Source organism: Vogesella oryzagri (assembly GCF_040148885.1).
Taxonomy (GTDB): Bacteria; Pseudomonadota; Gammaproteobacteria; order Burkholderiales; family Chromobacteriaceae; genus Vogesella; species Vogesella oryzagri.
The window spans coordinates 23,872-50,067 of the sequence record NZ_JBEFLD010000007.1 but is presented as its reverse complement, the minus strand read 5'-3'; the positions used below and the strand labels follow the sequence as shown (position 1 = coordinate 50,067).

The 26,196-nt window shown below is 64.3% G+C and carries 25 protein-coding genes; 14 read left to right on the top strand and 11 right to left on the bottom strand.

The features are described from left to right. Window positions 1-2 precede the first annotated feature (2 nt). The 5 genes from flhA to ABNW52_RS13690 are packed head-to-tail and all read left to right on the top strand — an operon-like array spanning window position 3 to window position 5,945. Window positions 3-2,090: a flagellar biosynthesis protein FlhA gene (gene flhA / locus ABNW52_RS13710; protein WP_349588850.1), complete on the top strand. Its 2,088-nt coding sequence runs from the start codon at window positions 3-5 to the stop codon at window positions 2,088-2,090. A 6-nt stretch (window positions 2,091-2,096) separates the two neighbouring features. Continuing rightward, window positions 2,097-3,539: a flagellar biosynthesis protein FlhF gene (gene flhF, locus ABNW52_RS13705; protein ID WP_349588848.1), complete on the top strand. Its 1,443-nt coding sequence runs from the start codon at window positions 2,097-2,099 to the stop codon at window positions 3,537-3,539. A gap of 4 nt (window positions 3,540-3,543) precedes the next feature. After that, window positions 3,544-4,404 carry a MinD/ParA family ATP-binding protein gene (locus tag ABNW52_RS13700; protein ID WP_349588845.1) on the top strand — a complete coding sequence of 287 codons (861 nt, stop codon included), beginning with the start codon at window positions 3,544-3,546 and terminating at the stop codon, window positions 4,402-4,404. A gap of 1 nt (window position 4,405) precedes the next feature. Further along, window positions 4,406-5,152, top strand: a complete 747-nt coding sequence (locus tag ABNW52_RS13695) for an RNA polymerase sigma factor FliA (RefSeq protein ID WP_349588843.1) — start codon at window positions 4,406-4,408, stop codon at window positions 5,150-5,152. Window positions 5,153-5,195: 43 nt separating this feature from the next. Continuing rightward, complete coding sequence (locus tag ABNW52_RS13690; RefSeq protein ID WP_349588840.1) at window positions 5,196-5,945, top strand: flagellar motor protein; 750 nt, start codon at window positions 5,196-5,198, stop codon at window positions 5,943-5,945. A gap of 71 nt (window positions 5,946-6,016) precedes the next feature. Here ABNW52_RS13690 and ABNW52_RS13685 read toward each other — a convergent pair whose 3' ends face one another. The 3 genes from ABNW52_RS13685 to ABNW52_RS13675 all read right to left on the bottom strand — a co-directional run bounded on the left by ABNW52_RS13685 (window position 6,017) and on the right by ABNW52_RS13675 (window position 9,148). Next, window positions 6,017-7,420 (bottom strand): exonuclease domain-containing protein, encoded by a 1,404-nt coding sequence (locus tag ABNW52_RS13685; protein WP_349588838.1) that lies wholly within the window; start codon window positions 7,418-7,420, stop codon window positions 6,017-6,019. Between the two features lie 101 nt (window positions 7,421-7,521). Further along, on the bottom strand, window positions 7,522-8,118 hold the full coding sequence (locus tag ABNW52_RS13680; RefSeq protein WP_349588836.1) for a 3'-5' exonuclease: 597 nt from the start codon (window positions 8,116-8,118) through the stop codon (window positions 7,522-7,524). 127 nt (window positions 8,119-8,245) lie between these two features. Beyond that, window positions 8,246-9,148: a LysR substrate-binding domain-containing protein gene (locus ABNW52_RS13675; protein WP_349588834.1), complete on the bottom strand. Its 903-nt coding sequence runs from the start codon at window positions 9,146-9,148 to the stop codon at window positions 8,246-8,248. 92 nt (window positions 9,149-9,240) lie between these two features. Between ABNW52_RS13675 and ABNW52_RS13670 the strand changes: the two genes are divergently transcribed. Continuing rightward, complete coding sequence (locus ABNW52_RS13670) at window positions 9,241-9,531, top strand: DUF2917 domain-containing protein (RefSeq protein WP_349588832.1); 291 nt, start codon at window positions 9,241-9,243, stop codon at window positions 9,529-9,531. Beyond that, window positions 9,522-10,130, top strand: a complete 609-nt coding sequence (locus tag ABNW52_RS13665) for a glutathione S-transferase family protein (RefSeq protein ID WP_349588830.1) — start codon at window positions 9,522-9,524, stop codon at window positions 10,128-10,130. Before ABNW52_RS13670 ends, ABNW52_RS13665 begins: the two co-directional genes overlap by 10 nt. 73 nt (window positions 10,131-10,203) lie before the next feature. On the opposite strand, the gene htpG is transcribed toward ABNW52_RS13665, so the two are convergent. Next, a complete protein-coding gene (gene htpG, locus ABNW52_RS13660) occupies window positions 10,204-12,108 on the bottom strand; it encodes a molecular chaperone HtpG (RefSeq protein ID WP_349588828.1) in 1,905 nt (634 codons plus the stop codon). A 187-nt stretch (window positions 12,109-12,295) separates the two neighbouring features. Between htpG and ABNW52_RS13655 the strand changes: the two genes are divergently transcribed. Together ABNW52_RS13655 and ABNW52_RS13650 are read left to right on the top strand one after the other, a co-directional pair. Continuing rightward, entirely contained in the window at window positions 12,296-13,837 is a 1,542-nt protein-coding gene (locus tag ABNW52_RS13655) for a sensor histidine kinase (protein ID WP_349588826.1), read from the top strand. Next, entirely contained in the window at window positions 13,834-15,447 is a 1,614-nt protein-coding gene (locus tag ABNW52_RS13650; RefSeq protein ID WP_349588824.1) for a DUF3369 domain-containing protein, read from the top strand. Before ABNW52_RS13655 ends, ABNW52_RS13650 begins: the two co-directional genes overlap by 4 nt. A gap of 77 nt (window positions 15,448-15,524) precedes the next feature. On the opposite strand, the gene adk is transcribed toward ABNW52_RS13650, so the two are convergent. Genes adk through ABNW52_RS13620 form a run of 6 tightly spaced genes read right to left on the bottom strand, consistent with a single transcriptional unit; the run spans window position 15,525 to window position 19,182 of the window. Continuing rightward, a complete protein-coding gene (gene adk, locus ABNW52_RS13645) occupies window positions 15,525-16,181 on the bottom strand; it encodes an adenylate kinase (protein ID WP_349588823.1) in 657 nt (218 codons plus the stop codon). A gap of 27 nt (window positions 16,182-16,208) precedes the next feature. Further along, the gene (gene kdsB, locus ABNW52_RS13640; protein WP_349588821.1) at window positions 16,209-16,976 is read right to left on the bottom strand and encodes a 3-deoxy-manno-octulosonate cytidylyltransferase; all 768 of its coding nucleotides are present in this window, start codon (window positions 16,974-16,976) and stop codon (window positions 16,209-16,211) included. Next, window positions 16,973-17,155 (bottom strand): Trm112 family protein, encoded by a 183-nt coding sequence (locus ABNW52_RS13635; RefSeq protein ID WP_349588819.1) that lies wholly within the window; start codon window positions 17,153-17,155, stop codon window positions 16,973-16,975. Before ABNW52_RS13635 ends, kdsB begins: the two co-directional genes overlap by 4 nt. Next, window positions 17,145-18,110 carry a tetraacyldisaccharide 4'-kinase gene (lpxK, locus tag ABNW52_RS13630; RefSeq protein ID WP_349588817.1) on the bottom strand — a complete coding sequence of 322 codons (966 nt, stop codon included), beginning with the start codon at window positions 18,108-18,110 and terminating at the stop codon, window positions 17,145-17,147. Before lpxK ends, ABNW52_RS13635 begins: the two co-directional genes overlap by 11 nt. A gap of 38 nt (window positions 18,111-18,148) precedes the next feature. Next, window positions 18,149-18,568 carry an ExbD/TolR family protein gene (locus ABNW52_RS13625; RefSeq protein ID WP_349588815.1) on the bottom strand — a complete coding sequence of 140 codons (420 nt, stop codon included), beginning with the start codon at window positions 18,566-18,568 and terminating at the stop codon, window positions 18,149-18,151. 2 nt (window positions 18,569-18,570) lie between these two features. Further along, complete coding sequence (locus ABNW52_RS13620) at window positions 18,571-19,182, bottom strand: MotA/TolQ/ExbB proton channel family protein (RefSeq protein WP_349588813.1); 612 nt, start codon at window positions 19,180-19,182, stop codon at window positions 18,571-18,573. 368 nt (window positions 19,183-19,550) lie between these two features. Between ABNW52_RS13620 and xseA the strand changes: the two genes are divergently transcribed. Further along, on the top strand, window positions 19,551-20,906 hold the full coding sequence (xseA, locus tag ABNW52_RS13615) for an exodeoxyribonuclease VII large subunit (RefSeq protein ID WP_349588811.1): 1,356 nt from the start codon (window positions 19,551-19,553) through the stop codon (window positions 20,904-20,906). 20 nt (window positions 20,907-20,926) lie between these two features. On the opposite strand, the gene ABNW52_RS13610 is transcribed toward xseA, so the two are convergent. Further along, window positions 20,927-21,847, bottom strand: a complete 921-nt coding sequence (locus tag ABNW52_RS13610) for a LysR substrate-binding domain-containing protein (RefSeq protein ID WP_349588810.1) — start codon at window positions 21,845-21,847, stop codon at window positions 20,927-20,929. A gap of 132 nt (window positions 21,848-21,979) precedes the next feature. On the opposite strand from ABNW52_RS13610, the gene ABNW52_RS13605 reads away from it, so the two are divergent. The 4 genes from ABNW52_RS13605 to ABNW52_RS13590 all read left to right on the top strand — a co-directional run bounded on the left by ABNW52_RS13605 (window position 21,980) and on the right by ABNW52_RS13590 (window position 26,171). Then, the gene (locus ABNW52_RS13605) at window positions 21,980-22,600 is read left to right on the top strand and encodes a LysE family translocator (RefSeq protein WP_349588808.1); all 621 of its coding nucleotides are present in this window, start codon (window positions 21,980-21,982) and stop codon (window positions 22,598-22,600) included. A 40-nt stretch (window positions 22,601-22,640) separates the two neighbouring features. Beyond that, window positions 22,641-23,126, top strand: coding sequence for a DUF4442 domain-containing protein (locus tag ABNW52_RS13600; RefSeq protein WP_349588806.1), 486 nt, complete (start codon window positions 22,641-22,643; stop codon window positions 23,124-23,126). Between the two features lie 211 nt (window positions 23,127-23,337). Beyond that, window positions 23,338-24,864, top strand: a complete 1,527-nt coding sequence (gene gpmI / locus ABNW52_RS13595) for a 2,3-bisphosphoglycerate-independent phosphoglycerate mutase (protein WP_349588804.1) — start codon at window positions 23,338-23,340, stop codon at window positions 24,862-24,864. After that, on the top strand, window positions 24,861-26,171 hold the full coding sequence (locus tag ABNW52_RS13590) for a murein hydrolase activator EnvC family protein (protein WP_349588802.1): 1,311 nt from the start codon (window positions 24,861-24,863) through the stop codon (window positions 26,169-26,171). The genes gpmI and ABNW52_RS13590 overlap by 4 nt, the downstream gene beginning before the upstream one ends. Window positions 26,172-26,196: the final 25 nt, after the last annotated feature.

Below are 26,196 nucleotides of genomic sequence, written 5' to 3'. Positions count from 1 at the left end.
GCATGAACAAGCTGCTCGAACTGCTCAAGAAAATCGACGTCAACACCCTGGCAGGGCCGATCCTGATCATGCTGGTGTTGTCGATGATGGTGTTGCCGCTGCCACCGCTGCTGCTCGACATCTTTTTCACCTTCAACATCGCCATTTCCATCATCGTGCTGATGGTCGGGGTGAACACACGCGAGCCGCTGGAGTTCTCCTCCTTCCCTACCCTGCTGCTGATCACCACCCTGCTGCGCCTGTCGCTGAACGTGGCCAGTAGCCGCATCATCCTGCTGGAAGGCCACACCGGCACCAGTGCCGCCGGTAAGGTGATCGAATCGTTCGCCCACTTCCTGATCGGCGACAACATCACCATCGGTATCGTGGTGTTCGTCATCCTCACCATCATCAACTTCGTGGTGATCACCAAGGGCGCCGGCCGTATCGCCGAAGTGTCGGCCCGCTTCACCCTGGATGCGATGCCCGGCAAGCAGATGGCTATCGACGCCGACCTGAACGCCGGCCTGATCGGCGAAGACGACGCGCGCCGCCGCCGCGCCAAGATCACCGAAGAGGCCAACTTCTTTGGCTCCATGGATGGTGCCTCCAAGTTCGTGCGCGGCGATGCCGTCGCCGGCATCCTGATCATGGTGATCAATATTGTCGGCGGCCTGATCATCGGCGTGGTACAGCATGATCTGGATGTTGCCAGCGCCGCCGAAACCTACACTCTGCTGACCATCGGTGACGGCCTGGTGGCGCAGATTCCGGCGCTGATCATCTCGACCGCCGCCGGTATGGTGGTGGCCCGGGTCGGTACCGAAAAAGGCATTTCCGAACAACTGGCTGGCCAGCTGTTCGCCAACCCCACCGTGCTGTATCTCACCGCCGGTGTCATCGGCCTCTTGGGCCTGATCCCCAACATGCCGCACCTGGCGTTTCTGCTGATTGCCGCCACCCTGGCCGGCACCGCTCGCTGGCTGGAAAAACTCAGTCAACAGAAAGAACAAGCGGTGGCGACGGTCAGCGAACAGCCGCCGCCGGCGGTACTGGAGCAGCCACTGGCCGAAGTGGGCTGGAAGGACGTGCAGCCGGTAGACGCGCTGGGACTGGAAGTCGGCTACCGCCTGATTCCGCTGGTCGATCGCGACCAAGATGGCGAGCTGTTGCGCCGTATCCGCGGCATCCGCAAGAAGATGGCGCAAGAACTGGGCTTCCTGGTGCCACCGGTCCACATCCGCGACAACCTGGAAATCCGCCCCAATGCCTATCGCATCCTGTTGAAAGGGGTGGAGATCGGCAATGGCGAGGCCTATATCGGCCAGTTCCTGGCCATCAACCCCGGCCAGGTCAGCGGCGATCTGCAAGGCACGCCCACCACCGATCCTGCATTTGGCCTACCGGCGATCTGGATCGATGCCAGCAAGCGCGACGAGGCGCAAAACCTGGGCTACACAGTGGTGGATGCCAGTACCGTGGTGGCGACCCACATTTCCAACCTGCTGCAGACCCATGCCGCCGAACTACTAGGCCGCGAAGAGGTACAGGCACTGATCGAACACGTGGCCAAGGAAGCGCCCAAGCTGGTGGAAGACCTGGTGCCCAAGGTGGTACCAATCGGCATCCTGCAGAAAGTACTGCAACAGCTGCTGCTGGACGGCATTCACCTGCGAGACTTCCGCACCATCATCGAAACGCTGGCCGACCACGTGGCCATTACCCAGGATATCGACGACCTGACCAGCGCCGTGCGTACCGCGCTGTCGCGTGCCATCGTGCAGCAGCTGTTCCCGGGCGAACAGGAACTGCCGCTGATGACGCTGGAGCCGCAGCTGGAAAATATCCTGATGCAGGCGGTCAACAGCAAGGCGGGCGGCGGCCTGGAACCGGGTCTTGCAGAGAACCTGTTGTCCAATGCCGCTCATCAAACAGAAAATGTTGAAAATCAAGGGTACAATCCGGTGCTGCTCACACCGCCTGGATTGCGGCCGCTTTTGGCACGCTTCTTGCGCCGGGCACTGCCGCAACTGCGGGTCATTTCTCATAATGAGATACCCGACAGCAAATCCATTCGTATAATTGCGGTGATCGGGGGGAGCAAAGGCTAACGCACAATGGTCGTCAGAAAGTTCTACGGCAAAACTACACGCGACGCGCTGCGCCAGGTTCGGGAAGAACTTGGCGCTGATGCGTTGATCCTGTCCAATCGCCCGACGTTGGGCGGTGGGGTAGAGATCATGGCGGTTGCCGATGCTGACGTGTCCGCGATTGCCACCACGCTTACGCCGCCGGCGCAGCCCAAGCCGCCGCGCAATGCCGCGCCGCAGACTGCGGCCAACCCGACACCACCGTCCAGCGCCGCTAGCGGCAGCGCCCCCGCCGTCAACCGCGCGCTGGCACGTACCTACGCCATGCCGGTGGAGCCGCTGGATGAGCCGCCGGCTCCGCCGACGCCACCTGCGCCCCCACCGGCGCCGGAACCTGCGCGCAACCAGCCGCAGCCGTTTCTGCAGCACGTGCAACAAAGCAATAGCCGTCGCCCGGCAGCCCCGCCGCCTACCACGCCGCGCAGCAGCAATGCCGCGGAGACGGATGCCGAGCGCGAGCAGATGTCGCAGGAGCTCAAGCAGATCAGCGACGAGATCAAGCAATTGCGCAGCCTGCTGCAAAGTCAGCTGGCCGGCTTTGCCTGGTCGGACATGGAGCAGCGCAGCCCCAACCGCGCCGAGCTGTTCCGCCACCTGCTCACCGCCGGCTTCAGCTCCGCACTGATCCGCCAGCTCACCCAGAAACTGCCGCCGCAATACGATGGCGAAATCGCACAGAAATGGGCGCGCTCGGCGCTGATCCACAACCTCAAGTGCATGGATCCGCAGCACGACCCAATCGAGGCCGGCGGCATCTTTGCGCTGGTCGGCCCTACCGGCGTCGGCAAGACCACCACCGTCGCCAAGTTGGCCGCACGCGCCACCATGCGCCACGGCGCGCAGAACGTGGCGCTGATCACCACCGATACCTACCGTATCGGCGCGCAGGATCAGCTGCGCATCTACGGCAAGATCCTCGGGGTGCCGGTGTTCTCGGTACAGAATGAAGGTGATCTGCAACTGACGCTGGCCGACCTGACTCCGCGCAAGATCGTGCTGATCGACACCGTGGGCATGAGCCAGCGCGATGCGCGGGTGCAAAGCCAGCTGGAAATGTTCAAGCAGGCCGGCCGCCCGGTGCAGCGCCTGTTGCTGCTGGCGGCCAACGCCGACGGCCACACCCTGGAAGACGTGGTGCGCCACTACAAGGGCGAAGGCCTGACCGGCGCCATCGTGTCCAAGATCGACGAGGCGCTGGCGCTGGGCCCCAGCCTGGACGTAGTGATCCGCAACCGCCTGCGCCTGTTCTACGTCACCAACGGCCAGCGCGTACCGGAAGACATCCACGCCGCCCATGCCGAGCTGCTGATCGACCGCGCGCTGCGCGCCGCGCAGCAGCATTCGCCGTTCAGCCCGTCCGGCGACGAGCTGAATCTGGTCAACGCCGCGCAATCCGGCTGGCTGGGCTGACAGCATGAGCGACCAAGCCTCCAGCCTGCGCCAGGCACGTGCACAATCCCACTACCCGCCCTCGTTCGCCTTCTTTGGCGGCGAAGGCAGCGGCGTCAGCACCGTGGTGGGCGAGCTGGCGGCGGCGCTGGCGATGAGCGGCCAACGTCCGCTGCTGGTGGAACACCAGCCGGGCAACCATCAGGCGCGCCGCCTGGGGCTGCCCACCAGTGCCAGCTTTGCCAGCCTGTCCATCAGCCTGGGCGGTGTCAGCGACCTGCTGGTCAGCAACCGCTACGGCCTGAACCTGATCAACTTGGTGGCCAGCAGCGAGGAACGCACCCGCCTGTCGCCGCGACTGTGGCGGCGGCTGGCCAGCGAATTCGCCGCGCTGGAAGCCGACAACAGCATGCTGCTGATCGACGCCCCGGCGCTGACCGAAGACCCGGCGCCGCTGTGCATTGCCGACAATCTGGTGCTGGTGCTCAGCCCGGATGCCGACAGCCTCACCCAGGGCTATGCCAGCCTGAAGCGCCTGGCCGGCGATTACGCCCGCCGCCGCTTCAACGTGCTGGTCAACCGCGCCCAGGATTTCAACGAAGCCCAGGCCGTGTTCAACCGCCTCAGCGGCGTAGCCGGCGACTATCTGTCGGTAGCACTGCGCTGGGTGGGCTTCGTACCGCTGGACCACACCGTGCGCAAGAGCCAGACTCTGCGCCGCCCCACCGTCGAAGCCTTTGCCGACAGCGAAGCGGCGCAGGCCTGCCGCCAGCTGGCGCAGATGCTGCCGCGCTGGCATGGCCCGGACAGTGCCACCCAGCGCGCCAGCTATCTGGAACACTTGCTGATGACCACCAAATCGCTTGCAGATCTGACAGGAAGCTGACATGGCAGCCCCCCATAAAATACGCGCCTACGCCCAGGTTGCCGCCACGCGCGAACAGATCGACATCGAGCGCCACACGCCGCTGGTGAAGAAGCTGGCCAGCATGCTGGTGGCCCGGCTGCCGGCCAGCGTCGATATCAATGACCTGATCCAGGTTGGCATCATCGGACTGATGGAAGCGGCCAAGCAATTTGATGCCAGCCAGGGCGTGCAGTTTGAAACCTTCGCCAGTCAGCGCATCCGTGGCGCCATGCTGGACGAACTGCGCCGCGAAGACTGGATGCCGCGCCAGACGCGGCGCAACTCGCGCCAGATCGAAACCGCCATCCACACGCTGGAACAGCAGCTGGGCCGCCCGCCGCTGGAAAGCGAGATCGCCGAGCACCTGGAACTGCCGCTGGAGCAGTACCAGGAGATGCTGGGCGAGTGCCGCGGCATCAGCCTGGTGCATTTTTCCGATTTCGAAGACGACGAAGGCAACAGCAGTGGCCACCACGTGGAAAACGTGGTGGACGAAAACAGCCACGAGCCGGCCGACATCCTGGCCAGCGGCGCCTTCCGCAGTGCACTGGTGGACGCAATCAAGCTGCTGCCAGAACGCGACCAGCTGGTGATGAGCCTGTACTACGAACAAGAGTTGAACCTGAAGGAAATTGGCGCCGTGCTTGGCGTCTCCGAATCGCGCGTCTGCCAGCTGCACAGCCAGGCCGTAACTCGCCTGCGCAGCCGCCTGCGCGACTGGATTTGATGCGGCCAACCTTTTGCGCCGCCAGTAAACGGAACCCTACATTTTGGACAAGATCAGTTTTATCGCCATCCTTGGCGGGCTGACCGCCATTCTTGCCGGCCAGGCGCTGGAAGGCGGCCACATCGCCTCGCTGATTCAGGTCACCGCCTTTCTCATCGTCATCGGCGGCACCGCCAGTGCGGTGATGCTGCAATCTACCCCGCGCCAGTTCATGACCGGGCTGCAGATGGCCAAGTGGGTGTTCGTGCCGCCCAACTTCGAGTTCGAAAAGCAGATCCGCGACATCGTCGGCTGGAGTAACACCTCCCGCCGCAGCGGCCTGCTGGCGCTGGAAGGCTACCTCAACGCGCAGAAGGACCCGTTCACCAAGAAGGCGCTGCAATTGCTGGTCGATGGCGGCGAACCGCAGATGATCCGCGAGGTGCTGGAAGTGGAGCTGGAAGCCCACGAACACGCGCGCAAGCTGGCGGCTAAGATCTGGGAATCCGCCGGCGGCTACTCGCCTACCATGGGCATCATGGGTGCGGTGCTGGGGCTGATCCACGTGATGGAAAACCTGTCCGACCCGTCCAAGCTGGGCGGCGGCATCGCCGTGGCCTTCGTCGCCACCGTCTACGGCGTTGGGGCAGCCAACCTGCTGTTCCTGCCGATGGCACAGAAACTCAAGCACCTGATCACGCTGGAAAGCACCGCGCGCGAACTGGTAATCGAGGGCATCGTCGCCATCGCCAACGGCGAAAACCCGCGCCAGATCGAGGCACGGCTGCGCGGCTTCCAGGCCATTACCGACTGAGCCCAGCCCCGCCGCCAACGACAACGCCCGCTACTCGCGGTCGTTTTGCTTACAACGGCGGATACTTCCGCTCAGGCCGACGGCGGCAGCTCCAGCAGTTGCGCATGCTCCGGCGGCTTCTTGATAAAGGCCGCCAGCAGCTTGTACACATCATGGTCGAAGCGCGGCTTGGCCTGCGGCTGCTTGCTGTCGGCGCGGCGTGAGCCCAGATAGCACCAGCGCTCGAACAGGAACTCCTCCCACTCACCGCTCACCGGGTCGGTCTCGCGCACTGCCACCACACCGGGATACGGCCATGCCTTCAACTGCAGCCGCGACAGCGCCTGCAGCAGGCGGATATTGTGCGCGGCGGCGTCTTCCTTGCCGACGCAGGCGCCCTTGCAGCGGCCACGCTGGTGCGCAAAACAGGCGCCCTTGCGTGCGCCGCGTTTTTCCAGCTGCAGACAGGTCTGGCACAGGCCGTTGAATTCGCACAGCTCGGTCAGCGTCTTTTTGGCTTCCTTTTGGTTGCGGAACAGCCCGTACAGGCTGGTCAGCTGCGAGAAATCCACCTCGTGTGCGTACACCACCCGCGGCAGCAAAAAGCCGCTGCCCGCCGGCTGCAGCTGAATGGAACACAGCTCCTGCTCCAGCCGGCCGCGTTGGTTGTGAATCGGCTGCAAGGACTTGACCAGCTCCAGCTCCAGCAGCTGGGCGCCAAACTCGCCGATGGTTTCATGCCAGGCCACCCGCTTGATCTGCTGGCTGAGGCGCACTTCCTTGTGCTGCTGCTGGCCACTGCCAAAGTGCGCCAGCACGCGATTGCGCAGGTTGCTGCTCTTGCCCACGTACAGTGGCAGGTCATGCTCGCCATACAGCAGGTATACCCCCGGCACATCCGGCAGCTGCTCCATCACCTCCGGATCCAGCCCCGGCGGCACCATCGCCTGCGCCATCAGCTCACTGGCCGCCGTCTCAACTGCCTCGCGCCCGAGATTAGTCAGCGACTGACCGAGAAACTGGTACAACGCTTCGGCATCGGCCATGGCGCGGTGGCGCGACGGCAGCTGGATTTCATGGCGCTGGATGATGCTGTCCAGATTGTGCTTGTAATGCTGCGGGTAGAGCTTGCGCGACAGCTTGACGGTGCACAGCACCTCGCTGCGGAACTTGATGCCGACGCGCTTGAATTCGTTCTTCAGAAAGCCGTAGTCGAAGCGCACGTTGTGAGCGATGAACAACCGGCCCTGCAGTTTTTCCAGCAGCTGCTCGGCCACGGCGGCAAATGGCGGCGCCTCGGCCACCATGGCATTGCTGATGCCGGTCATCTCTTCGATGAACGGTGGGATGTTCTGCCCCGGGTTGACCAGCATGTCGAAGCGCTGCACCTGCTCGCCATCGATCAGGATCATGCCCACTTCGGTGATGCGGTCGCGGGTAATGTGGCCGCCGGTGGTTTCCAGGTCGACAATGGCGAGGGGACGGTCAAACAGCATGCGGGAACTCGGTGATTACACAGGGGAATCCCGCCACGCGGCGGGGCGAAGAGACTACCACGATTCGCCCGCCGCTTCACCCTGCCTGCGACCGGCAGCCATCAGCCGGCCGGCTGCAGCACCTGCCACACGCGGTAGGCCACCCAGGCATCGTTGGCCGCATACAGCTGCTGCGCCTCGGACAGGGCGCGCAGCGACCAGTTGGAGGTGGACACCTTCTTCGACTTGCGGAAGTACTGGCCGAACAGCTGCGCCACCGCCTGTACTGCGCCGATGGTCAGCCGCTTGTCTTCGCACTGGAACAGCTTGCCGATGTCCAGCAGCTGCAGATCGGTCACCCCGAAGCGGTTTTTCAGGTGGGCGCGGTCCGAACTGAGGTCGAAACCGGCCAGCGTCAGGTCGCGCCGCGCCAGCAGCGCGGCCAACGCCGGCGGCATCGGCCCTTCGCCCAGCGGGAACAGCCAGGCGTGGTCGGCGGTGGCCAGCTGCACCAGGTGCGGCCCGGTGGGCTGCTGCCCCTTGTGAAAGGTTGGCCGCGACTCGGTGTCGAAGCCCAGCACCGGCTCGGTGGCCAGGCGCGCGGTGGCGGCGGCCAACATGGCGTCGTCCCGTACCAGGGTGATCTGCGGCAGCGTCAGGCCGGCAAACAGCGGCAGCGCCTTGATTTCTTCGCGGGGGATATGGCGGGTGATCTTCATGGCCGACACGGTACCAAAAGCTGCCGGCCAGGAAAACCTCGGCAGTACGCATCCATGCCGAGCGGGCAGTGCCTGCAGCGCGTGACGGCGCGTAAAAAGTGCGCCACCTGCGGCCAACCTTGCCGCGCTAGCCTGCCGCCCGGCGCGCGAGTCCGGCCTGATAGTCGGCCACTTCCTGCTGCAGCCAGGCGGCGAATATCTCCTGCTTGTAGCGGGCGCTTTCACGCGGCGGCCACACCAGCCAGCACGGGTAGGGATACGGCGCCACGATGTCGGTCAGCTGTACCAGCCGGCCGGCATCCAGCTCGCGCTGCACCAGGCTGCGCCGCTCCAGGGTGATGCCCTGTCCCTGGCGCACCATGTCGATGATCAGGTTGGAGTCGTTGATCCACAGCCACGCCTCGCCCGGCTCCTCGATGCCGGCCAGCTGGCACCACGGCTGCCAGCTTTCCACCGAACGGATCAGCGGCCCGGCCATTACCTGCTGCGGCGTCTGCGGCAGGCGGCCGCCGTTGAATGTCGGCGCTGCCACCATCAGCAGCTCGTCGTCAAACAGCTTCTGCTGCTGCAAGCCTTCCCAGTTGCCCTGGCCGATGCGGATGCCCACGTCCACCAGCCCCTGCCGCAGGTCGAGGATGTCCAGGCTGGCGCGGATGCTCACCCGGTAGCGCGGGTACAAGGCCTGGAAGCGGTGCAGCCGCGGTAGCAGCCACTGCGAGCCGAACGACGGCAGCACCGCCACGGCCAGGTCGCCCTCGCGCGGCCGCGCCTGGATCAGGCGGGTCGCCTCGCCCAGCTCCGCCAGCCCGGTGCGAATCTGCATCGCGTAGATACGCCCTTCCTCGCTCAGCCGCAGCCCGCGGCCCTCGCGCACGAACAGCGCCACCCCCAGCAGCTCTTCCAGCAGGCGGATCTGCTGACTGATGGCGGAGTGGGTGACGTGCAGTTCGCCGGCGGCACGGGTGATGCCGCCGAGGCGGGCAACGGCTTCGAAACTGCGCAGCGCAGTGAGGGGCGGCAAGGCTTTCATGTAAGAAAAACTAACATGTAGCGGCAGAAATCATCAATTTTTCTTTGTGTTTCACTTGCTTATAGTAGCAACACTACTTGGAGGGAAACGCAATGGAACACGTACTGCATCTGACCCTACAACGGCGCGAGCTGCTGGTGCTGCAACTGGTGCGCCCCGGACAGGTACGCGCCGTCAGCGGCGCGCACTGGCTGACCATCAACGGCGAAGACATCTGTCTGTATGCCGGCGAGCAGGCGCGGCTGCCGGCCGGTAAACTGCTACTGGAAGGCGACGGCCGCCTCGACCTGCAAGGCCTGGCCGCACCGGCACCGCAAGGCGGCGCCCTGCAACTGGGCTTTATTTCGGTACGCAACGAACAACGGGAGGTGTCATGCAACTGATCGGCATGCTGGATTCACCCTACGTCAGACGGGTGGCGATTTCACTGCGACTGCTGGATATCGACTACCAGCACCTGCCGCTGTCGGTGTTCCGCAACATGCCGGAGTTCCGCGACATCAACCCGGTGCTCAAGGTGCCGACCCTGGTGTGCGACGACGGCGAGCTGCTGATGGATTCCAGCCTGATCCTGGACTACCTGGAGCGGCTGGTGCCGCCGGAGCGCCGCCTGACACCGGAGGCATTGCCGGCGCGGCAGCACTGCCTGCACGGCATCGGCCTGGCGCTGGCGGCGATGGAGAAGGCGGTACAAGCGTTCTACGAATGCCAGCTGCGCCCGGCCGAGGCACGCCACGCCCCGTGGCTGGCGCGGGTGGCGGAGCAGCTGAATGCCGCCTGCCTGCAGATGGAAGCCTTGCTGCAACGCCAGCCACCGCAGCTTACCCAGCTGGACCAGGCCACGCTGAGCATCGCCGTGGCCTGGCGTTTCATCGCCGAGCGCGCGACGGCACAGGTACGGCTGGACGACTACCCGGCGCTGTGCGCCTGGAGCCAGCAGGCAGAGACGCATCCGGCCTTCCTCGCCTGCCCGTTCGAGTAAGCGCGCGGCGCGGTCGGCAATAAAAAACCGCCCCACGCGTGGGGCGGTTTTTTATTGCCGACCTTGGCGTGACTCAGGCCGACAGCTCCAGCATCAGCTTGTTGATACGCTTCACGAATGCCGCCGGGTCTTCCAGCTTGCCGCCTTCGGCCAGCAGCGCCTGGTCGTACAGCACGTGCGCCAGATCCTCGCGGCGGGCGTCGTTGTTTTCCGTGGCCAGACGCTTGACCAGCACGTGCTCCGGGTTGATCTCCAGCGTCGGCTTGGCGCCTTCCGGCACCGGCTGACCGGCGGCCTTCAGCATGCGCTCCAGGTGGGCGCTCATATCGTGCTCACCCACCACCAGGCAGGCCGGGCTGTCGGTCAGGCGCGAAGTGGCGCGCACATCCTTCACCCGCTCGCCCAGCGCCTTCTGCACCAGCTCTACCAGCGGTTTGGCGACTTCTTCCACCTGCTTTTGCGCTTCCTTGTCGGCTTCGTCTTCCAGCGCGCCGAGGTCCAGCGCGCCCTTGGCCACCGACTGCAGCTTGTTGCCGTCGAACTCAAGCAGCGAGCCGGTTACCCACTCGTCGACGCGGTCGGTGAGCAGCAGCACTTCCACGCCCTTCTTCTTGAACACTTCCAGGTGCGGGCTGTTGCGCGCGGCGGACAGGGTATCGGCGGTGATGAAGTAGATCTTGTCCTGGCCTTCCTTCATGCGGCCAACGTAGTCGGCCAGCGACACGGTGGGCACATCGCCTTCCGAGCTGGTAGACACGAAACGCAGCAGCTTGGCGATGCGTTCCTTATTGCCAAAGTCCTCGCCGACGCCCTCTTTCAGCACCTGGCCGAACTCCTGCCAGAAGGTGGCGTACTTGTCCTGCTCGTTGGCCGCCAGGTCTTCCAGCAGGCCCAGCACCTTCTTCACGCAGCCGGCGCGGATGGCGTCGATGTCCTTGGATTCTTGCAGGATCTCGCGCGACACGTTCAGCGGCAGGTCGTTGCTGTCGATCACGCCGCGTACGAAGCGCAGGTACTGCGGCATCAGCTTGTTGCTGTCTTCCATGATGAACACGCGGCGCACGTACAGCTTGACGCCCTGCTTGCGGTCGCGGTCCCACATGTCGAACGGCGCGCGCGACGGGATGTACAGCAGCTCGGTGTACTCCTGGCGGCCTTCGACGCGGGCGTGGCTCCACGCCAGCGGTTCGCTGAAGTCATGCGCCACGTGCTTGTAGAATTCCTGGTACTGCTCGTCGCTGATGTCGTTCTTGCTGCGCGTCCACAGCGCGGAAGCGGCGTTGACGGCTTCAAAGTCGTCGCTGACGATCACTTCACCGTTTTCGCCATAGCTGTTGCCCTTCTTCATCTCGATGGGGATGGAGATGTGGTCGGAATAGGTGCGCACGATGCGCTTCAGCGCCCAGTCGTTCAGCAGCTCGTCCTGGCCTTCCTTCAGGTGCAGCACGATCTCGGTGCCGCGGCCAACCTTGTCCACCTGCTGCAGGGTGAACTCGCCCTCGCCCTGCGATTCCCAGCGCACGCCTTCGCTGGCCGCGCTGCCGGCGCGGCGGGTGGTCAGCGTCACCTTGTCGGCGACGATGAAGGCGGAATAGAAGCCGACGCCGAACTGGCCGATCAGGTTGGCATCCTTTTTGGCATCGCCCGACAGCTGCTCGAAGAAGGCCTTGGTGCCGGATTTGGCGATGGTGCCGATGTTGGCGATCACTTCGTCACGGTTCATGCCGATGCCGTTGTCGGCGATGGTGATGGTCTTGGCCTCGGCATCGAAGGAGATGCGGATTTTCAGCTCCGGATCGTTCTCGAACAGGGCGGCATTGTGCAGCCCCTCGAAACGCAGCTTGTCGGCGGCATCGCTGGCATTGGAAACCAGCTCACGCAGGAAGATCTCCTTGTTGGAATACAGGGAGTGGATCATCAGTTTCAGCAGCTGTTTGACTTCGGTCTGAAAACCCAGGGTTTCTTTCTGTGCGCTCATGGTATCGGTGTACTTAGGTTGAACAAGACAGGAGAAAAATAGGGCCGCCGCGGCATATTTCAATAGCCGCACCCGGCCCGGCGCATGGCCGCGGCGCAGCCCGATGCGGGGCGGGGTTCAGAATTTACCCATGATGGCAAAGTAGATGGCTTAAGATAAAGCCGTCTGCGCTGCCTGGAAGCCTGCAATGCGTAGTATCAAGACGCGACTGATCATCTGGATTGTGCTGGTGCTGCTGCTGGTATTGGGCACCACCGGCTATGTGTCCTATCAGACCACGCTGGGCAGCGAGGAACGCGACTATGCGGCGCAGAAGGAAGGCCTGAAGCAGCGGCTGTCGCTGTCGCTGCCGCACGGCGTGTGGCAACTGGACGACGAGTTCATTCGCCTGACGCTGGATGCCGAACTGAAATCCCCGGCCGTGGTGGCGCTGCGGGTGGAGGGCGATGCCGGGCTGTACCTTGGCCGCCAGCGCAGTAGCCGCGGCGAGCCGGTGTATCTGGGCCGCAATATCGAACCTGCCAGCGACGAAATTCTGGCGCTGCCGGTGATCTACCAGCAGCGCGACAATCTGGGCACGGTGAAGGTCTACCTGTCCCGCGCCCGCATCCTGGAACGGCTGGAGCGCGAAATCCTGCATCAGGGCATGCAGGCGCTGCTGATTGTGGTGATGCTGTCCATCATCCTCACCCTGCTGCTGCGCAGCTATGTGTTTGCCCCGCTCAAGCAGCTGCAGCAGGCGCTGCAACGGGCCGCGGCGCTGGAGGGCAGCGACAAGCCGCAGCTGCCGGAAGCGCGTTTCAGCGAGTTTTCCGAGCTGGTGCACGGCGTCAACGCCATCATCCACAAGATCAGCAGCGAACTGGGGCTGCGTCGCCAGGCGGAAACCATCGCGCTGGCAGAAAAAGAGCGCGCCGAGTCGGCCTACCGCCAGCTGCTGGATACCCAGGACACGCTGATCAAGACCGAGAAACTGGCGTCGCTGGGCTCACTGGTGGCCGGCGTGGCGCACGAGATCAACACGCCGGTGGGCATCACCCTGACTGCCGCCTCGCATCTGTCGCTCACCACCGAGCAGATCAACAAGCAGTTCAGCAGCGGCCAGATCCGGAAAAGCGATCTGCAGGACTATCTGCTCAATGCGCAGGAATCCACCGACCTGATCCTGTCCAATGCCGAACGTGCGGCCAACCTGATCCACAGCTTCAAGCAGGTGGCGGTGGATCAGACCAGTGAAGCGCGCCGCGCCTTCGACCTCAGCGACTACCTCAACGAAATCATCACCAGCCTGCGGCCCAAGCTGCGTCGCAGCCAGGTACAGGTGGTGATCGACTGCCCCGACCGGCTGCAGATGGACAGCTACCCCGGCGCGCTGTCGCAGGTGATTACCAACCTGGTCATGAATGCCCTGCTGCATGCCTATGATGAAGAACAGGCAGGCATTATTGCGCTGCGCGCCAGCCGCCTGGGCGACACACAGGTGCGGCTGGTGGTAAGCGACGACGGCAAGGGCATCGCGACGGAAAACATGGGCCGCATTTTCGAGCCTTTTTTCACCACCAAGCGCGGCAATGGCGGCAGCGGCCTTGGCCTGCATATCGTTTTCAACATCGTGTTCAAACGTCTGGGCGGCGTGATCAATGTAGACAGTACCCCGGGAAAGGGGACCCGATTTACCCTGGTACTGCCCTGCAACGCCCCGGAACCCAAGCATGAGGAGCAATCATGAGCAGCATTGACAACAATAACGACGACTGGCTGCTGGACGATGAGGCCGAGCAGGCGGAAGAGCCGTGCCCGACCCGCAAGCCGTGGAAGATCCTGATCATCGACGATGAGAAGGACGTGCACAGCGCCACCCGGCTGGCGATCAAGGATATGCAGTACAAGGAGCGGCCGCTGCAGCTGCTGAGCGCCTACAGCGCGCGCGAGGGCTTCGACATGCTGCGCCAGCATGACGATGTGGCGCTGATCCTGCTGGATGTGGTGATGGAAACCGATAACGCCGGCCTGCTGCTGGTACAGCGCATCCGCGAAGAACTGCACAACCACCTGGCGCGCATCGTGCTGCGTACCGGGCAGCCGGGGCAGGCGCCGGAGCAGGAAGTCATCCTCGATTACGACATCAACGACTACAAGACCAAGACCGAACTGACGGTGCAGAAGCTGTTCACTACCGTGATCGCCTCGCTGCGCGCCTACGAGAACCTGGTCACCATCGAGAAAAACCGCCAGGGGCTGTCCAAGATTCTGGAGGGCGCCGCCGACCTGTACCAGCTGCGCTCACTGAAGGAGTTCGCCTCCGGCGTGCTCAAGCAGATCAGCGCCATCCTGGATATCGGCACCGACGGCGTGCTGTGCATGGAAAACACCCATCAGCAGGAGCACAACCGCCCCAATCTAGAGGTGCTGGCCGCCACCGGGGCGTTTGAACCGCTGCTGGGCCGCTCGGCCGAAGAAATGGCGCCGCTCTACCCGGAGCTGCACGCCGCCATCCTCGAGACGCTGCAATCCAAGCACAGCCTGTTCCGCCACCCGGTGGACGTGCTGTATATCGCCTCGCAGAACGGCCGCGAATTCGTGGTGCACTTTTCACCGCCGTGGCCGCTGGAGGACGTAGAGCGCGACCTGCTGGAAGTATTCTGCCAGCGCATTTCCTCCGCCTACGACAACCTGTACCTGTACACCCAGCTGCTCAAAGCGCAGGAGGCCACCGTGGTGGCGCTGGCCGACCTGGCGGAATTCCGCGACAGCGATACCGGCGAGCACGTGCTGCGCGTGCAACAGCTGAGCGATGCCATCGCCGGCGAACTGCAGGCGATGGGCGAGTATCCTGCGGTGCTGACACCGGCCTTCATGGACATGATCGGCATGGCCAGCATCCTGCACGATGTCGGCAAGGTGGGTACCCCGGACCACATCCTGTTCAAGCCGGGCAAGCTGGATCCGGATGAACGCGTCATCATGGAGCAGCATGCCAGTATCGGCGCCAGCATCCTGTCCAAGGCCAGCGCGATGGTGGAAGGCGTCAGCTATCTGTCGGTGGGCGCGGAGATCGCCGGCGGCCACCACGAGTATTTCGATGGCAGCGGCTACCCGCATCAGCTGCAGGGGCAGGCCATCCCCGTGTCGGCCCGCATCGTGGCGGTGGTGGACGTGTTCGATGCGCTGCTGCACAAGCGGCCGTACAAGCAGCCGTGGCCACTGCACGAGGTCATGGACTATATCGCCGGCCGCGCCGGTACCCAGTTCGACCCCAAGGTGGTGCAGGCCCTGCAACGGCTGATCAGCAGCAACAAGCTGCCACCGCTGCTGCTGGGGCCGCTGCAACGCGGCTAGCCGCCGCAAGGTTGGCCGCAGGCATGAAAAAAAGGCGGGGTTGCCCCCGCCTTTTTTTGTTACCGGCCATCAGCGCATCAGGCGCCCAAGGCGGCAAACACCTCGTCGCGCACGGTTTCCACCGCCTGCACACCGTTTACCTTGACGTATTGCGGTGCCTTGCTGTCACCGGAAGCCGCCATCTGCGAGTAGAAGCCGACCAGCACTTCGGTCTGCTCATGGTATACGTCCAGGCGTTTTTTCACGGTTTCCGCCTTGTCGTCGTCACGCTGCACCAGGGCTTCGCCAGTGATGTCGTCCACCCCTTCCACCTTCGGCGGATTGTATTTCACGTGGTAGGTGCGACCGGAAGCCACATGCACGCGGCGGCCGGACATACGGTCGATGATGGTGGCGTCCGGTACGTCGATTTCCACCACGTAGTCGATGTCCACGCCGGCTTGCTTCATCGCTTCCGCCTGCGGAATGGTGCGCGGGAAGCCGTCGAACAGGAAGCCGTTGGCGCAATCGGCTTCGGCGATACGCTCTTTCACCAGACCGATGATGATGTCGTCACGCACCAGGCCGCCGGCATCCATGATCTGCTTGGCTTCCACCCCCAGCGGGGTGCCGGCTTTTACCGCCGCACGCAGCATGTCGCCGGTGGAAATCTGCGGAATGCCGAATTTTTCCTTGATGTAGTTGGCCTGGGTGCCTTTACCAGCGCCCGGAGCGCCCAACAGAATCAGCTTCATCGTTTACTCCCATCAGTACTTGTTGTGTTATCGGGTGGTTTCTGCCACCACGGCGCGTACCCGTTCCAGGTCTTCCGGGGTATCCACGCCGGCAGCGGGCGCTTCGGCCACGCATTCCACGGCAATGGCATGGCCATGCCACAGCATGCGCAATTGTTCCAGCGCCTCGAACTGCTCCAGTGGGGCGGGTGCCAGCTGGCTGTAGGTGTGCAGCAGGCTGGCGCGGTAGGCGTACATGCCGATGTGGCGATATACCGGCAAACCGGCCGGCAACGATTCCTTGCTGGTAGCAAAGGCATCGCGCGCAAAGGGGATCGGTGCACGGCTGAAGTACAGCGCGTGCCCGTGTTTATTCAGCACCACCTTGACCACGTTCGGGTTGAACATGTCAGCGGCGCTATGGATATCGTGGGCCAGCGTTGCCATCGGCGCGCTGCTCTCGCCCAGCAGCGCGGCCAGGCGGTCGATCAGCGCCGGCTCGATCAGCGGTTCGTCGCCCTGCACGTTCACCACCACGGCGTCGTCCGGCAGCGCCAGCAGGCTGGCCACCTCGGCCAGGCGGTCGGTACCGCTGGGATGGTCGGCACGGGTCAGCACCACCTCCACCCCGTACTGCTCGCACGCGGCCACAATGCGCGGGTGATCGGTCGCCACCACCACGCGGTTGGCCGCAGACAAGCGGGCACGCTCGGCCACGCGCACTACCATCGGCTTGCCGCCGATGTCGGCCAGCGGTTTTTCCGGCAGCCGGCTGGAAGACAGCCGTGCCGGAATCACCACCAGAAAGCCGGTCATTGCACCTCTTCCTCGGGCGCCAGTTCGCGGGCTTCGCTTTCCAGCATCATCGGGATGCCGTCGCGAATCGGGTAGGCCAGGCGGTCACCCTTGCAGATCAGTTCCTGCTTTGCCTTGTCCAGCAGCAGCGGACCCTTGCACAGTGGGCAAACCAGAATCTCGAGAAATTTAGCGTCCATGGAGTTCTTTCAATCGGGACAAAATCCAGCCGGCCAAATCAGGCTGCAGCTGTGCCGTTACCGGCAGGAACCATAGTCTAGCATGATTGACGCACTGCAACTTCACCGCGTCCTTGCTGGTCACGATCACGGCATCGGCATCGTCCGGAATGTCCGCCGCTACAAAGTCGTGGTGGTCCGGCAACGCTATCGTGCGCTGCAACACCAGCCCCAGACCACGCAAGGTATCGAAGAAGCGCTGCGGGTTGCCGATACCGGCCAGCGCCACCACTTTCAGGCCGGCAAAATCGGCTGCCTGCCGCGGCGGCTGGGTGCCGGCCAGATGCTGGAAGGCGCCCGGCAGCAGACGTTGACCGAACAGCGGTACCTGCGGCGGCCAGTCGATGCCGGCGCGGTTGTCGCCATTGACCACGATGGCATCCACGCTGAGCAGCCGCGATGCCGGCTCGCGCAGCGGCCCGGCCGGCAGCAGGTGGCCGTTGCCCAGCCCGCGCTCGCCATCGATCACCACGATCTCCAGCGTGCGCCGCAAGGCGTAATGTTGCAGCCCATCGTCGCTGAGCAGCAATTCGACTTCCGGATGATGCGCCAGCAGCCATTCGCCCGCCGCCACCCGGTCGCGCCCCACCACCACCGGGGCACCAGTGGCGGCCAGCAGCAGCGGCTCGTCCCCCACCAGGCTGGCCGGCGTGTCGCGGCCAACCTCGGTGGGCTGACGGTGGCTGCCGCCATAACCGCGGCTGATCACCCCTACCGTCACCCCGCGCGCGGCAAAGGCCTGCAGCAGCGACAGGGTCAGCGGCGTCTTGCCGACGCCACCGACATTGATATTGCCGATCACCACCACCGGCACCGACAACGCACGGCTGCGCTTGATACCGTAGCGGAACAGCCGGCGGCGCACCGCGGCCAACAGTGCAAACAGCCCTTCGGGCAGGGCCAGAAGGGCTGTCATCCACCAGCGTGGCTGGTACCAGTGTCGTTCCAGCCGATTCACTTGGGCCCCATCTGGGTGGCAAAGGTCAGCTGCGCCAGACCGGCGTAGCGTGCTGCCTCCATCACCGTCACCACCGCCTGGTGGGTGGCCTGGGCATCGGCATTGATGATCACCACCGGCTGCGTCTTGCCGCTGGCCTGTGTTTTCAGCAGCTCGGTCAGCGCAGCCACCGTGGCGGCCGCCGGCGGCTGACCATTGACCCGGTACTCGCCCTGCCGACTCACCTCCACCCGCAGTGGGCTGTTCTTCTGCTCGTCCGCCTTGCCTTCGGCCTGCGGCAGATTCACTTGCAGCTCGGAAAAATGCGAGTAAGTGGTGGTGACCATCAGGAAGATCAGGATCACCAGCAGCAGGTCGATCAGCGGAATGAAGTTGATTTCCGGCTCTTCACGTTGGCCGTGGCGGCGAAAGTTCATGCTCAGTCTCCGCGGCGGTCGCCGTGAATCGCTTCCACCAGCCGTACCGCCTGTGCTTCCATGTCCACCAGGAAATCATCCACCCGGGCACGGAAATGGCGGTAGAACATCATACTGGGAATGGCCACCACCAGGCCCATGGCGGTGTTGTACAGCGCCACCGAGATACCATGCGCCAGCACGCGCGGGTCGGTACCGGCCGGCGATTGCGAGCCGAAGATCTCGATCATGCCGATAACGGTACCCAACAGCCCCAGCAGCGGCGACATGGCGGCGATGGTACCCAGCGTGGTGAGATAGCGGCCCAGCTGGTGCACCACGATACGGCCTTCGTCTTCGATCGCTTCCTTCATCACCTCGCGCGAACTGCCGACCTGGCGCAGGCCGGCAGCAAACAGCCGGCCCAGCGGCGAATGGCGCTGCAGTTCCACGATGACATCGCGCGAGGCGCCGGTACGGCGGAATTCCTGCAGCGTCTGCGCCAGCAGGCCCTTGGGCACCACCAGCGGCGCACGCAGACTGTAGAAGCGTTCCAGGGTTATGGTGAGGGAGATGACAGAGGCGAGGATAATGGTCCAGATCGGCCAGCCGGCGGCCTCGATGATAGACAACACGATGGGGATTCTCCCTTCATTGGGCAAGCGCTAAACTTTATCGGGTAGGCTGCATTGGCGCAACACGCATGGGTGCTGCATCATGCTTCTTGAATGCTATTTAAGTTCCCGGGCTAAGTATCGATTTTTGCAGGGCTTTTGCCTTTCATCCACAAAAGCTGTGGACAACTCTGTGGATGAACTGCCGGCAATGGCCAAAAAACCAGCAGCAACAAGCCTGCCGCTGCCCTGCCCACAAAATGCACCACGCGCCTAAATCATTGTTTTAAAAGGTTTTTGATTTTATTTATGCCCGTGTCGCATGACATACATGATATGCAATCGCCGCCCTTTCCTGCTCACAACCAGCTGTGGATGACTTGACAAGCATGTTTTTCCCCGCCAACCAAAACGATGTCATCTCGGTCGCCACCCTTAACCGCATGGCGCGCGACCTGCTGGAATCCGGCCTGCCACCGATGTGGATCGGCGGCGAGATTTCCAATCTCACCCTGGCCGCTTCCGGCCATGGCTACTTTTCGCTGAAGGACAGCAATGCGCAGATCCGCTGCGTGATGTTCCGTAACAAGTTGTCGCAGCTGGATTTTCGCCTCAGCGAGGGCATGCAGGTAGAGCTGCGCGGCACCGTGACGCTGTACGAGGCGCGCGGCGACTACCAGATCAACGTCGACACCCTGCGTGCCGCCGGGCTGGGTCGGCTGTACGAGGCGTTTGCCCGACTGAAGGCCAAACTCGAAGCCGAAGGATTGTTCGACAATCAACGTAAAAAAACGCTACCGGCCAACCCGCGCCGGGTCGGCATCATCACCTCGCCTGCCGCCGCCGCGCTGCGCGACGTGGTCACCACCCTGCGCCGGCGCATGCCGGCCATCGAGCTGATTCTCTACCCCACCCAGGTGCAGGGCAGTACTGCCCCGGCACAGATCGTGGCCGCCATCAATGCGGCCAACCTGCGCGCCGAGGTCGATGTGCTGATCGTCTGTCGCGGCGGCGGCAGCATCGAAGACCTGTGGGCGTTCAACGACGAGGCGGTGGCACGCGCCATTGCCGCCAGCAAGCTGCCACTGCTCAGCGGCGTCGGCCATGAAACCGACTTCACCATTGCCGATTTCGTCGCCGACCGCCGCGCGCCCACCCCCACCGCGGCAGCGGAGATGGTGTCGCCCAGCCGCGAGGCGCTGCAGCAGGGGCTGGACCTCACCCGCCGCCAGCTGGAACGCGCGCTGTCGCGGCTGCTGACCGACAAGACGCAGCAACTGGATTACCTCGGCCGCCGCCTGCAGCACCCGGGCGAGCGGCTGCAACGGCAGCAGACCCGGTTGACGCAGTACCGGCAGCAACTGCAACAGCGGCTGCAGGACATGCTGCGGCAGCGGCAATGGCGGCTGGATGCGCTGCGCTACAAGCTGGCACAGGGCAAACCGGCGCTGCCACGGCTGCAGCAGGCACTGCAGCAACGCCAGCAGCAGCTGCAAGGCGCGGTGCATCGCCAGCTGACACAGCAGCAGCTGGCGCTGGGCAGGCTGGAAGCGACCCTGCTGGCGATGAACCCGGAAGCGGTGCTGGCGCGCGGCTACGCCATCGTGCAGAACGAGGCCGGCAAGGTGATCCACTCCCCCGCCGAACTGCACGAGGGCGAGGCCATCCGCCTGCAACTGGCCGACGGCAGCGCACGGGCGCGGGTGGAACTGGAACACGGCACCCAGAGCCAGCTACCGTTCTGAACGTTGGCCGCAACCGCCGCTCAACTCGCAGGCAGCTCCAGCCCGGCCACGCCCTGCAGTTGTTCGCGGCTGAGCTGCATCTCCTCGCGCAACCAGGCCAGCAGGCGCTGCAGCGCCGGCTCCTGCTGGCGGCCGCTGGCGCAGAGCAGCACGTAGTGCGAACCATCGGCCAGCGCGCCATACGGCGCCGCCAGCCGGCCAGCGCGCAATTCGTCCACCACCATGTACAGCGATGCCTGGGCATAGCCCACGCCGGCCTGGGCCGCCTGCAGGCTGAGATAAAAGTGTTCGAAGCGCTGCTGCGCCGGGCATGGCGGCAAGGGCTTGCCCAAGGCCTGCCAGCGCGGCCAGGCCTGCGGACGGCTCAGACTGTGCAACAACGCGCCCTGCTCCGGGCTCGCCCCCACGGCGCACACCGCCGCCATCAGCTCCGGCGCCACCGCTTCGGCGTGGCAGTCGCTGCCCCAGGCAAAATCGTTGCGCCGCAAGGCGGCATCCACCCCGGTACGCACAAAATCCACCGCCCCGCCGGCGGCCAACAAGTGCAGCGGCAGCTCCGGCGCCCGCTGCTGCCAGCGCGGCAGGCGTGGAATCAGCCAGCGCATGGCCAGCGTCGGTTCGCAGGACAACACCAGCGGCCGCACCGCTGGCTGTGCCCGGACGGCAGCCAGCGTGGTGGCCAGAGTGGCCAGCGCTTCGCTGCAGCCGGATAGCAGCTGCTGCCCCGCCTGCGTCAAGAACACCGCGCGGTTGCGCCGCTCAAACAGCGCCACCCCCAGTTGCAGCTCCAGCTGGCGCACCTGCCGGCTCACCGCGCCGTGGGTGACGCACAACTCGTCCGCCGCACGAACAAAGCTTTGCCAGCGCGCCGCCGCCTCGAACACCCGCAGGCAGTTCAGGCTGGGCAGATCGCGCAATATCAGTGAGTTTTCTTCACGCATCGGCGTTCGCAATCATCGTTTTTCCTTACCGGCGACAATGCAGAAAATAGCTGCCAGCCGCAAGCCCCTGCCGCGAGGCAGCCGGTAATGCGTGAGCAGCAATCATCGATTACCCGATTGGGAGAGAACACCATGCTGGAACTGCTGGCCGTCGCCACCATCACCATTCTTGCCGTCATCAGCCCGGGGGCGGATTTTGCCATGATTACCCGCTACAGCCTGCTGCACGGCCGCCGCGACGGCCTGCTGGCGGCGCTGGGCATCGCGCTGGGGGTGTTGCTGCATGTGCTGTACACCCTGCTGGGCGTCGGCCTGCTGCTGGCGGCCTCGCCGCTGTGGCTGAACCTGCTGAAGTGGCTGGGCGCAGCGTATCTGGTCTACATCGGCATCCAGACGTTCCGCAGCCCGCCGCTGCCGGCGCAACCAACCGCTGCGGCCAACCTGTCCAGCCGCAGCCGCTGGCAGGCGCTGCGCAGCGGTCTGCTGTGCAATGCGCTCAACCCCAAGACCACGCTGTTCGTGGTCAGCACCTTCAGCCAGCTGGTCAGCGCCAGCACGCCGCTGTGGCAGCAGGCGGCTTACGGGCTGTTCATGTCGGCGGCCCACCTGCTGTGGTTTGCCCTGGTGGCGCTGTGCCTGTCCAGTGCCAGCCTGCGCGCGCGGCTGTTGCAACGACAGCAGCAGCTCAATCGCGTGATCGGCGCGATACTCGCCACCCTGGGCGGTGTGCTGGCCGCCAGCAGCGTGGTCTGAGCGCGGCAAGGGCTTGACGTGGCGGGAGGTTTTCCCGACGATGCAGTTATTCAAACAATCGTTTCACGCCATCGCCATGCACCATCGTCTCGCCAAAACCATCTTCAACCTGTGGCCACCGTTTCTGGGTGCCGGCATCCGGGTTGGCCGCATCAGCCCGGACTGGCGGCAGGTGGAAGTACGCCTGCGGCTGGGGCTGACCAATCGCAACTACGTCGGCGTGCACTACGGCGGCAGCCTGTATTCGATGACCGACCCGTTTTTCATGCTGATGACGCTGAAAAACCTGGGCAAGGATTACATCGTGTGGGACAAGGCCGGCAGCATCGATTACATCAAGCCGGGGCGCGGCACCGTTACCGCGCACTTCCAGCTGGATGCGGACTGGCTGGAGCAGGCGCGCGCCGCCACCGCCGATGGCAGCAAACACCTGCCGGAGCTTTGCGTGGACATCACCGACCGCCACGGCGAGGTGGTAGCGCGGGTGCACAAGACGCTGTACATCCGCCGCAAGCAAGACCGCTAGCCGCGCGTAACGGGCGGGCTACCAACACCCCGCCCCGCCGCACCTGACAGCCACGCCGCGATCCAATACCATCGCTGCGACAGCCTTGGGTGCCGGCATGGCACTCGCCCCCCGACGGCGCAGCCTGTACTATTCCGTTCTTGCGCCTCTGCGGGGCCAGCCAGCACCTGTTCGCTGCCCCCACCCACGACATTGCATGCACGGAAAAGACATGAGTACGGTAAAGCCGGTTCTTCTGCTGATTCTTGACGGTTTCGGCCATCGCCTGGAAGGCGACGACAACGCCATCCTGGCCGCCAACACCCCCCATATCGACGCCCTGAAATCCCGCTACGCCTATGGCGTGATCGACGCCTCCGAAGGTTTCGTCGGCCTGCCGTCCGGCCAGTTCGGCAACTCCGAAGTCGGCCACCTCAACATCGGCGCCGGCCGTGTGGTGCAGCAGGACATCAGCCGCATCGATTGCGACATCGAGAACGGCAGCTTCGCGCAGAACCCGGTACTGGCCGGCGCCATCGCCACCACCAAGACCCAGGGCAGCACCCTGCACATCATGGGCCTGATGTCCGATGGCGGCGTGCACAGCCATGAAAACCATATCTTCGCCCTGATCCGCGCCGCGGAAGCCGCCGGGGTTGGCCGCATCGCCATCCACGCCTTCCTCGATGGTCGCGACACCCCGCCGCGCAGCGCCGAGACCTATCTCGCGCGCCTGGCCGAGGTGCTGGCCGACTGCCCGCATGCCCGCGTGGCCACCGTCTGCGGTCGCTACTGGGCGATGGACCGCGACAAGCGCTGGGAACGGGTGGTTACCGCCTACAACGCGCTGGTGGAAGGCGTCGGCGAGTTCAGTGCCGCCACGCCGGAAGCCGCGCTGGCCGCCGCCTATGAACGCGGCGAAAACGACGAATTCGTCAAAGCCACCGTGATCGGCGAGCCGCAGCGCATGCAGGATGGCGACGTGGTGGTGTTCATGAACTTCCGTGCCGACCGCGCCCGCCAGCTCACCTCCGCGCTGACCGACCCGGCGTTCGATGGCTTCCAGGCCCGCCAGCCCAAGTTCGCCCAGTATGTGACTCTGACCAGCTATGGCGAGGCGTACCACAACCCGGTGGCCTACGCGCCGCAGAAGATCAGTAACGGCCTGGGCGAATACCTGGCCGCCAAGGGACTGAAGCAGCTGCGCATCGCCGAGACCGAGAAATACCCGCACGTCACCTACTTCTTCAACGGTGGCGAAGAGCAGGTGTACCCGGGCGAAGACCGCATCCTGGTGGCCTCGCCGAAAGTGGCCACCTACGATCTGCAGCCGGAAATGAGCGCGCCGGAAGTCACCGACAAGATCGTGGCCGCCATCAACAGCCAGCAGTACGCCGCCATCATCTGCAACTACGCCAACTGCGACATGGTCGGCCATACCGGCATCTTTGAAGCGGCGATCAAGGCGGTGGAAACGCTGGATGGCTGCGTGCAGCGCTGCGTGGATGCCATGCTGGCCAACGGCGGCGAGGTGCTGATCACCGCCGACCACGGCAACTGCGAACAGATGCACGATGCGCTGCATCATCAGGCGCATACCCAGCACACGCTGGAAAAAGTGCCGTTCCTGTACGTTGGCCGCAACGCCAGCATCAAAGCGGGCGGCGCGCTGCGCGACATCGCCCCCAGCCTGCTGGCAATGATGGGCCTGGACCAACCGGCCGAGATGACCGGCCAATCGCTGATCGAGTTCCAGTGAACAAACTGTTGTTGCTCAGCTTGCTGGCGGCCGCGGCCAACGTTGCCGCCGCCACCGGCAAGCCCCAGCCGGATCCCGCTGCCCCGCAGCGGGATCTGCAGGCTGTGCGCAAGGAAATCACCACCTTGCAGCAGGACATCGCCAAGAAGGAAGTGGTGCGCCAGCAGGCGGCTAGTGCGATAGCCGAATCGGAAGAGGCGCTGCAAGAGACACATCAGGCGCTGTCGGCACTGGAGCAGAAAAAAGGCAGCTCCAGCAACCAGCTGGAGCAATACCAGCAAGAGCTGCAGGCCATCCGCTTCAAGGTGGCGGAAACGCGCCAGCGGGTGGGCAAGCTGCTGCAGGGCAGCTACAAGCGCGGCCAGCACGACGCCATGGCGCTAATGTTCAATCAGGCCGACCCCAACCAGGCCGGCCGCGACCTGACCTACTACACCCATATCTCCCGCGCGCAACAGCATCTGATCGAGAAGCTGCACGAGCAGGAAATCCAGCTCGCCGCCGTGGCCGAGCGGCTGGAAGACGAGCTGGTGCGGCTGGGACGACTGTCCGCCGACAAGGTACGCGAGAAGCGCCAGCTGCAGGCAGCCAAGAACCAGCACCTGGCCCAGGCCACCCAGCTGGACGCCAGCATCAAGGCGCAGCAGAACAAGCTGCTGCAGCTGAAAGAAGACGAAAAACAGCTGTCCAACCTGATTGCCCGCATCAACGCCGACATCGAGCGCCGACGCCAGGACGCCATGCGCAAGGCGGCAGAACGCAAGAAGGCACGCGAAGAAGCCAACAGGTTGGCCGCAGAGAAACGCCGCCAGCAGGTGGCCGAAGCGAAGAAACAAGGCAAGGCACCGCCGCCGGAACCGAAATCGCTGCCTCCAGTCGAATCCGTGGATGAAGTGGTGGATGGCAGCGCCGCCGGCAAGGCGTTCCGTAGCCTGCAAGGCAGGCTCAAGCTGCCGGTGTCCGGCGATATCGCCGGCCGCTTCGGCGCCCGCCGCGGCGAAGGCAACAGCTGGAAAGGCATCTACATCCGCACCGCGCCGGGTACACCGGTGCGCGCGGTGGCCGACGGCACCGTGGTCTATGCCGATTGGCTGCGCGGCTTCGGCAATGCGATGATTGTCGATCACGGCGGCGGCTATCTCACCGTATACACCGGTTTTGGCACCATGGTGCGCGGCAATGGCGCACCGATCCGCGGCGGCGACGTGCTGGGCACCTCCGGCAGCATGGAAAGCGGCGAAACCGGCCTTTATTTTGAATTACGCTACCTGGGCAGACCGATCAACCCGCTTTCGTGGGCACGCTGACGGCACGCAGGCAACAGACGAGAAC

Bases quoted from the DNA above. Each gene is read 5' to 3' on its own strand.
- ABNW52_RS13655 (WP_349588826.1), top strand. From the start codon at position 12,296: ATGCGTAGTATCAAGACGCGACTGATCATCTGGATTGTGCTGGTGCTG.
- ABNW52_RS13605 (WP_349588808.1), top strand. From the start codon at position 21,980: ATGCTGGAACTGCTGGCCGTCGCCACCATCACCATTCTTGCCGTCATC.
- lpxK (WP_349588817.1), bottom strand. From the start codon at position 18,110: ATGACAGCCCTTCTGGCCCTGCCCGAAGGGCTGTTTGCACTGTTGGCC.
- flhA (WP_349588850.1), top strand. From the start codon at position 3: ATGAACAAGCTGCTCGAACTGCTCAAGAAAATCGACGTCAACACCCTG.
- ABNW52_RS13680 (WP_349588836.1), bottom strand. From the start codon at position 8,118: ATGAAGATCACCCGCCATATCCCCCGCGAAGAAATCAAGGCGCTGCCG.
- kdsB (WP_349588821.1), bottom strand. From the start codon at position 16,976: ATGACCGGCTTTCTGGTGGTGATTCCGGCACGGCTGTCTTCCAGCCGG.
- ABNW52_RS13600 (WP_349588806.1), top strand. From the start codon at position 22,641: ATGCAGTTATTCAAACAATCGTTTCACGCCATCGCCATGCACCATCGT.
- ABNW52_RS13685 (WP_349588838.1), bottom strand. From the start codon at position 7,420: ATGCTGTTTGACCGTCCCCTCGCCATTGTCGACCTGGAAACCACCGGC.
- ABNW52_RS13670 (WP_349588832.1), top strand. From the start codon at position 9,241: ATGGAACACGTACTGCATCTGACCCTACAACGGCGCGAGCTGCTGGTG.
- ABNW52_RS13695 (WP_349588843.1), top strand. From the start codon at position 4,406: ATGGCAGCCCCCCATAAAATACGCGCCTACGCCCAGGTTGCCGCCACG.
- ABNW52_RS13675 (WP_349588834.1), bottom strand. From the start codon at position 9,148: ATGAAAGCCTTGCCGCCCCTCACTGCGCTGCGCAGTTTCGAAGCCGTT.
- ABNW52_RS13665 (WP_349588830.1), top strand. From the start codon at position 9,522: ATGCAACTGATCGGCATGCTGGATTCACCCTACGTCAGACGGGTGGCG.
- xseA (WP_349588811.1), top strand. From the start codon at position 19,551: ATGTTTTTCCCCGCCAACCAAAACGATGTCATCTCGGTCGCCACCCTT.
- ABNW52_RS13650 (WP_349588824.1), top strand. From the start codon at position 13,834: ATGAGCAGCATTGACAACAATAACGACGACTGGCTGCTGGACGATGAG.
- ABNW52_RS13700 (WP_349588845.1), top strand. From the start codon at position 3,544: ATGAGCGACCAAGCCTCCAGCCTGCGCCAGGCACGTGCACAATCCCAC.
- flhF (WP_349588848.1), top strand. From the start codon at position 2,097: ATGGTCGTCAGAAAGTTCTACGGCAAAACTACACGCGACGCGCTGCGC.
- ABNW52_RS13625 (WP_349588815.1), bottom strand. From the start codon at position 18,568: ATGAACTTTCGCCGCCACGGCCAACGTGAAGAGCCGGAAATCAACTTC.
- gpmI (WP_349588804.1), top strand. From the start codon at position 23,338: ATGAGTACGGTAAAGCCGGTTCTTCTGCTGATTCTTGACGGTTTCGGC.
- htpG (WP_349588828.1), bottom strand. From the start codon at position 12,108: ATGAGCGCACAGAAAGAAACCCTGGGTTTTCAGACCGAAGTCAAACAG.
- adk (WP_349588823.1), bottom strand. From the start codon at position 16,181: ATGAAGCTGATTCTGTTGGGCGCTCCGGGCGCTGGTAAAGGCACCCAG.
- ABNW52_RS13610 (WP_349588810.1), bottom strand. From the start codon at position 21,847: ATGCGTGAAGAAAACTCACTGATATTGCGCGATCTGCCCAGCCTGAAC.
- ABNW52_RS13635 (WP_349588819.1), bottom strand. From the start codon at position 17,155: ATGGACGCTAAATTTCTCGAGATTCTGGTTTGCCCACTGTGCAAGGGT.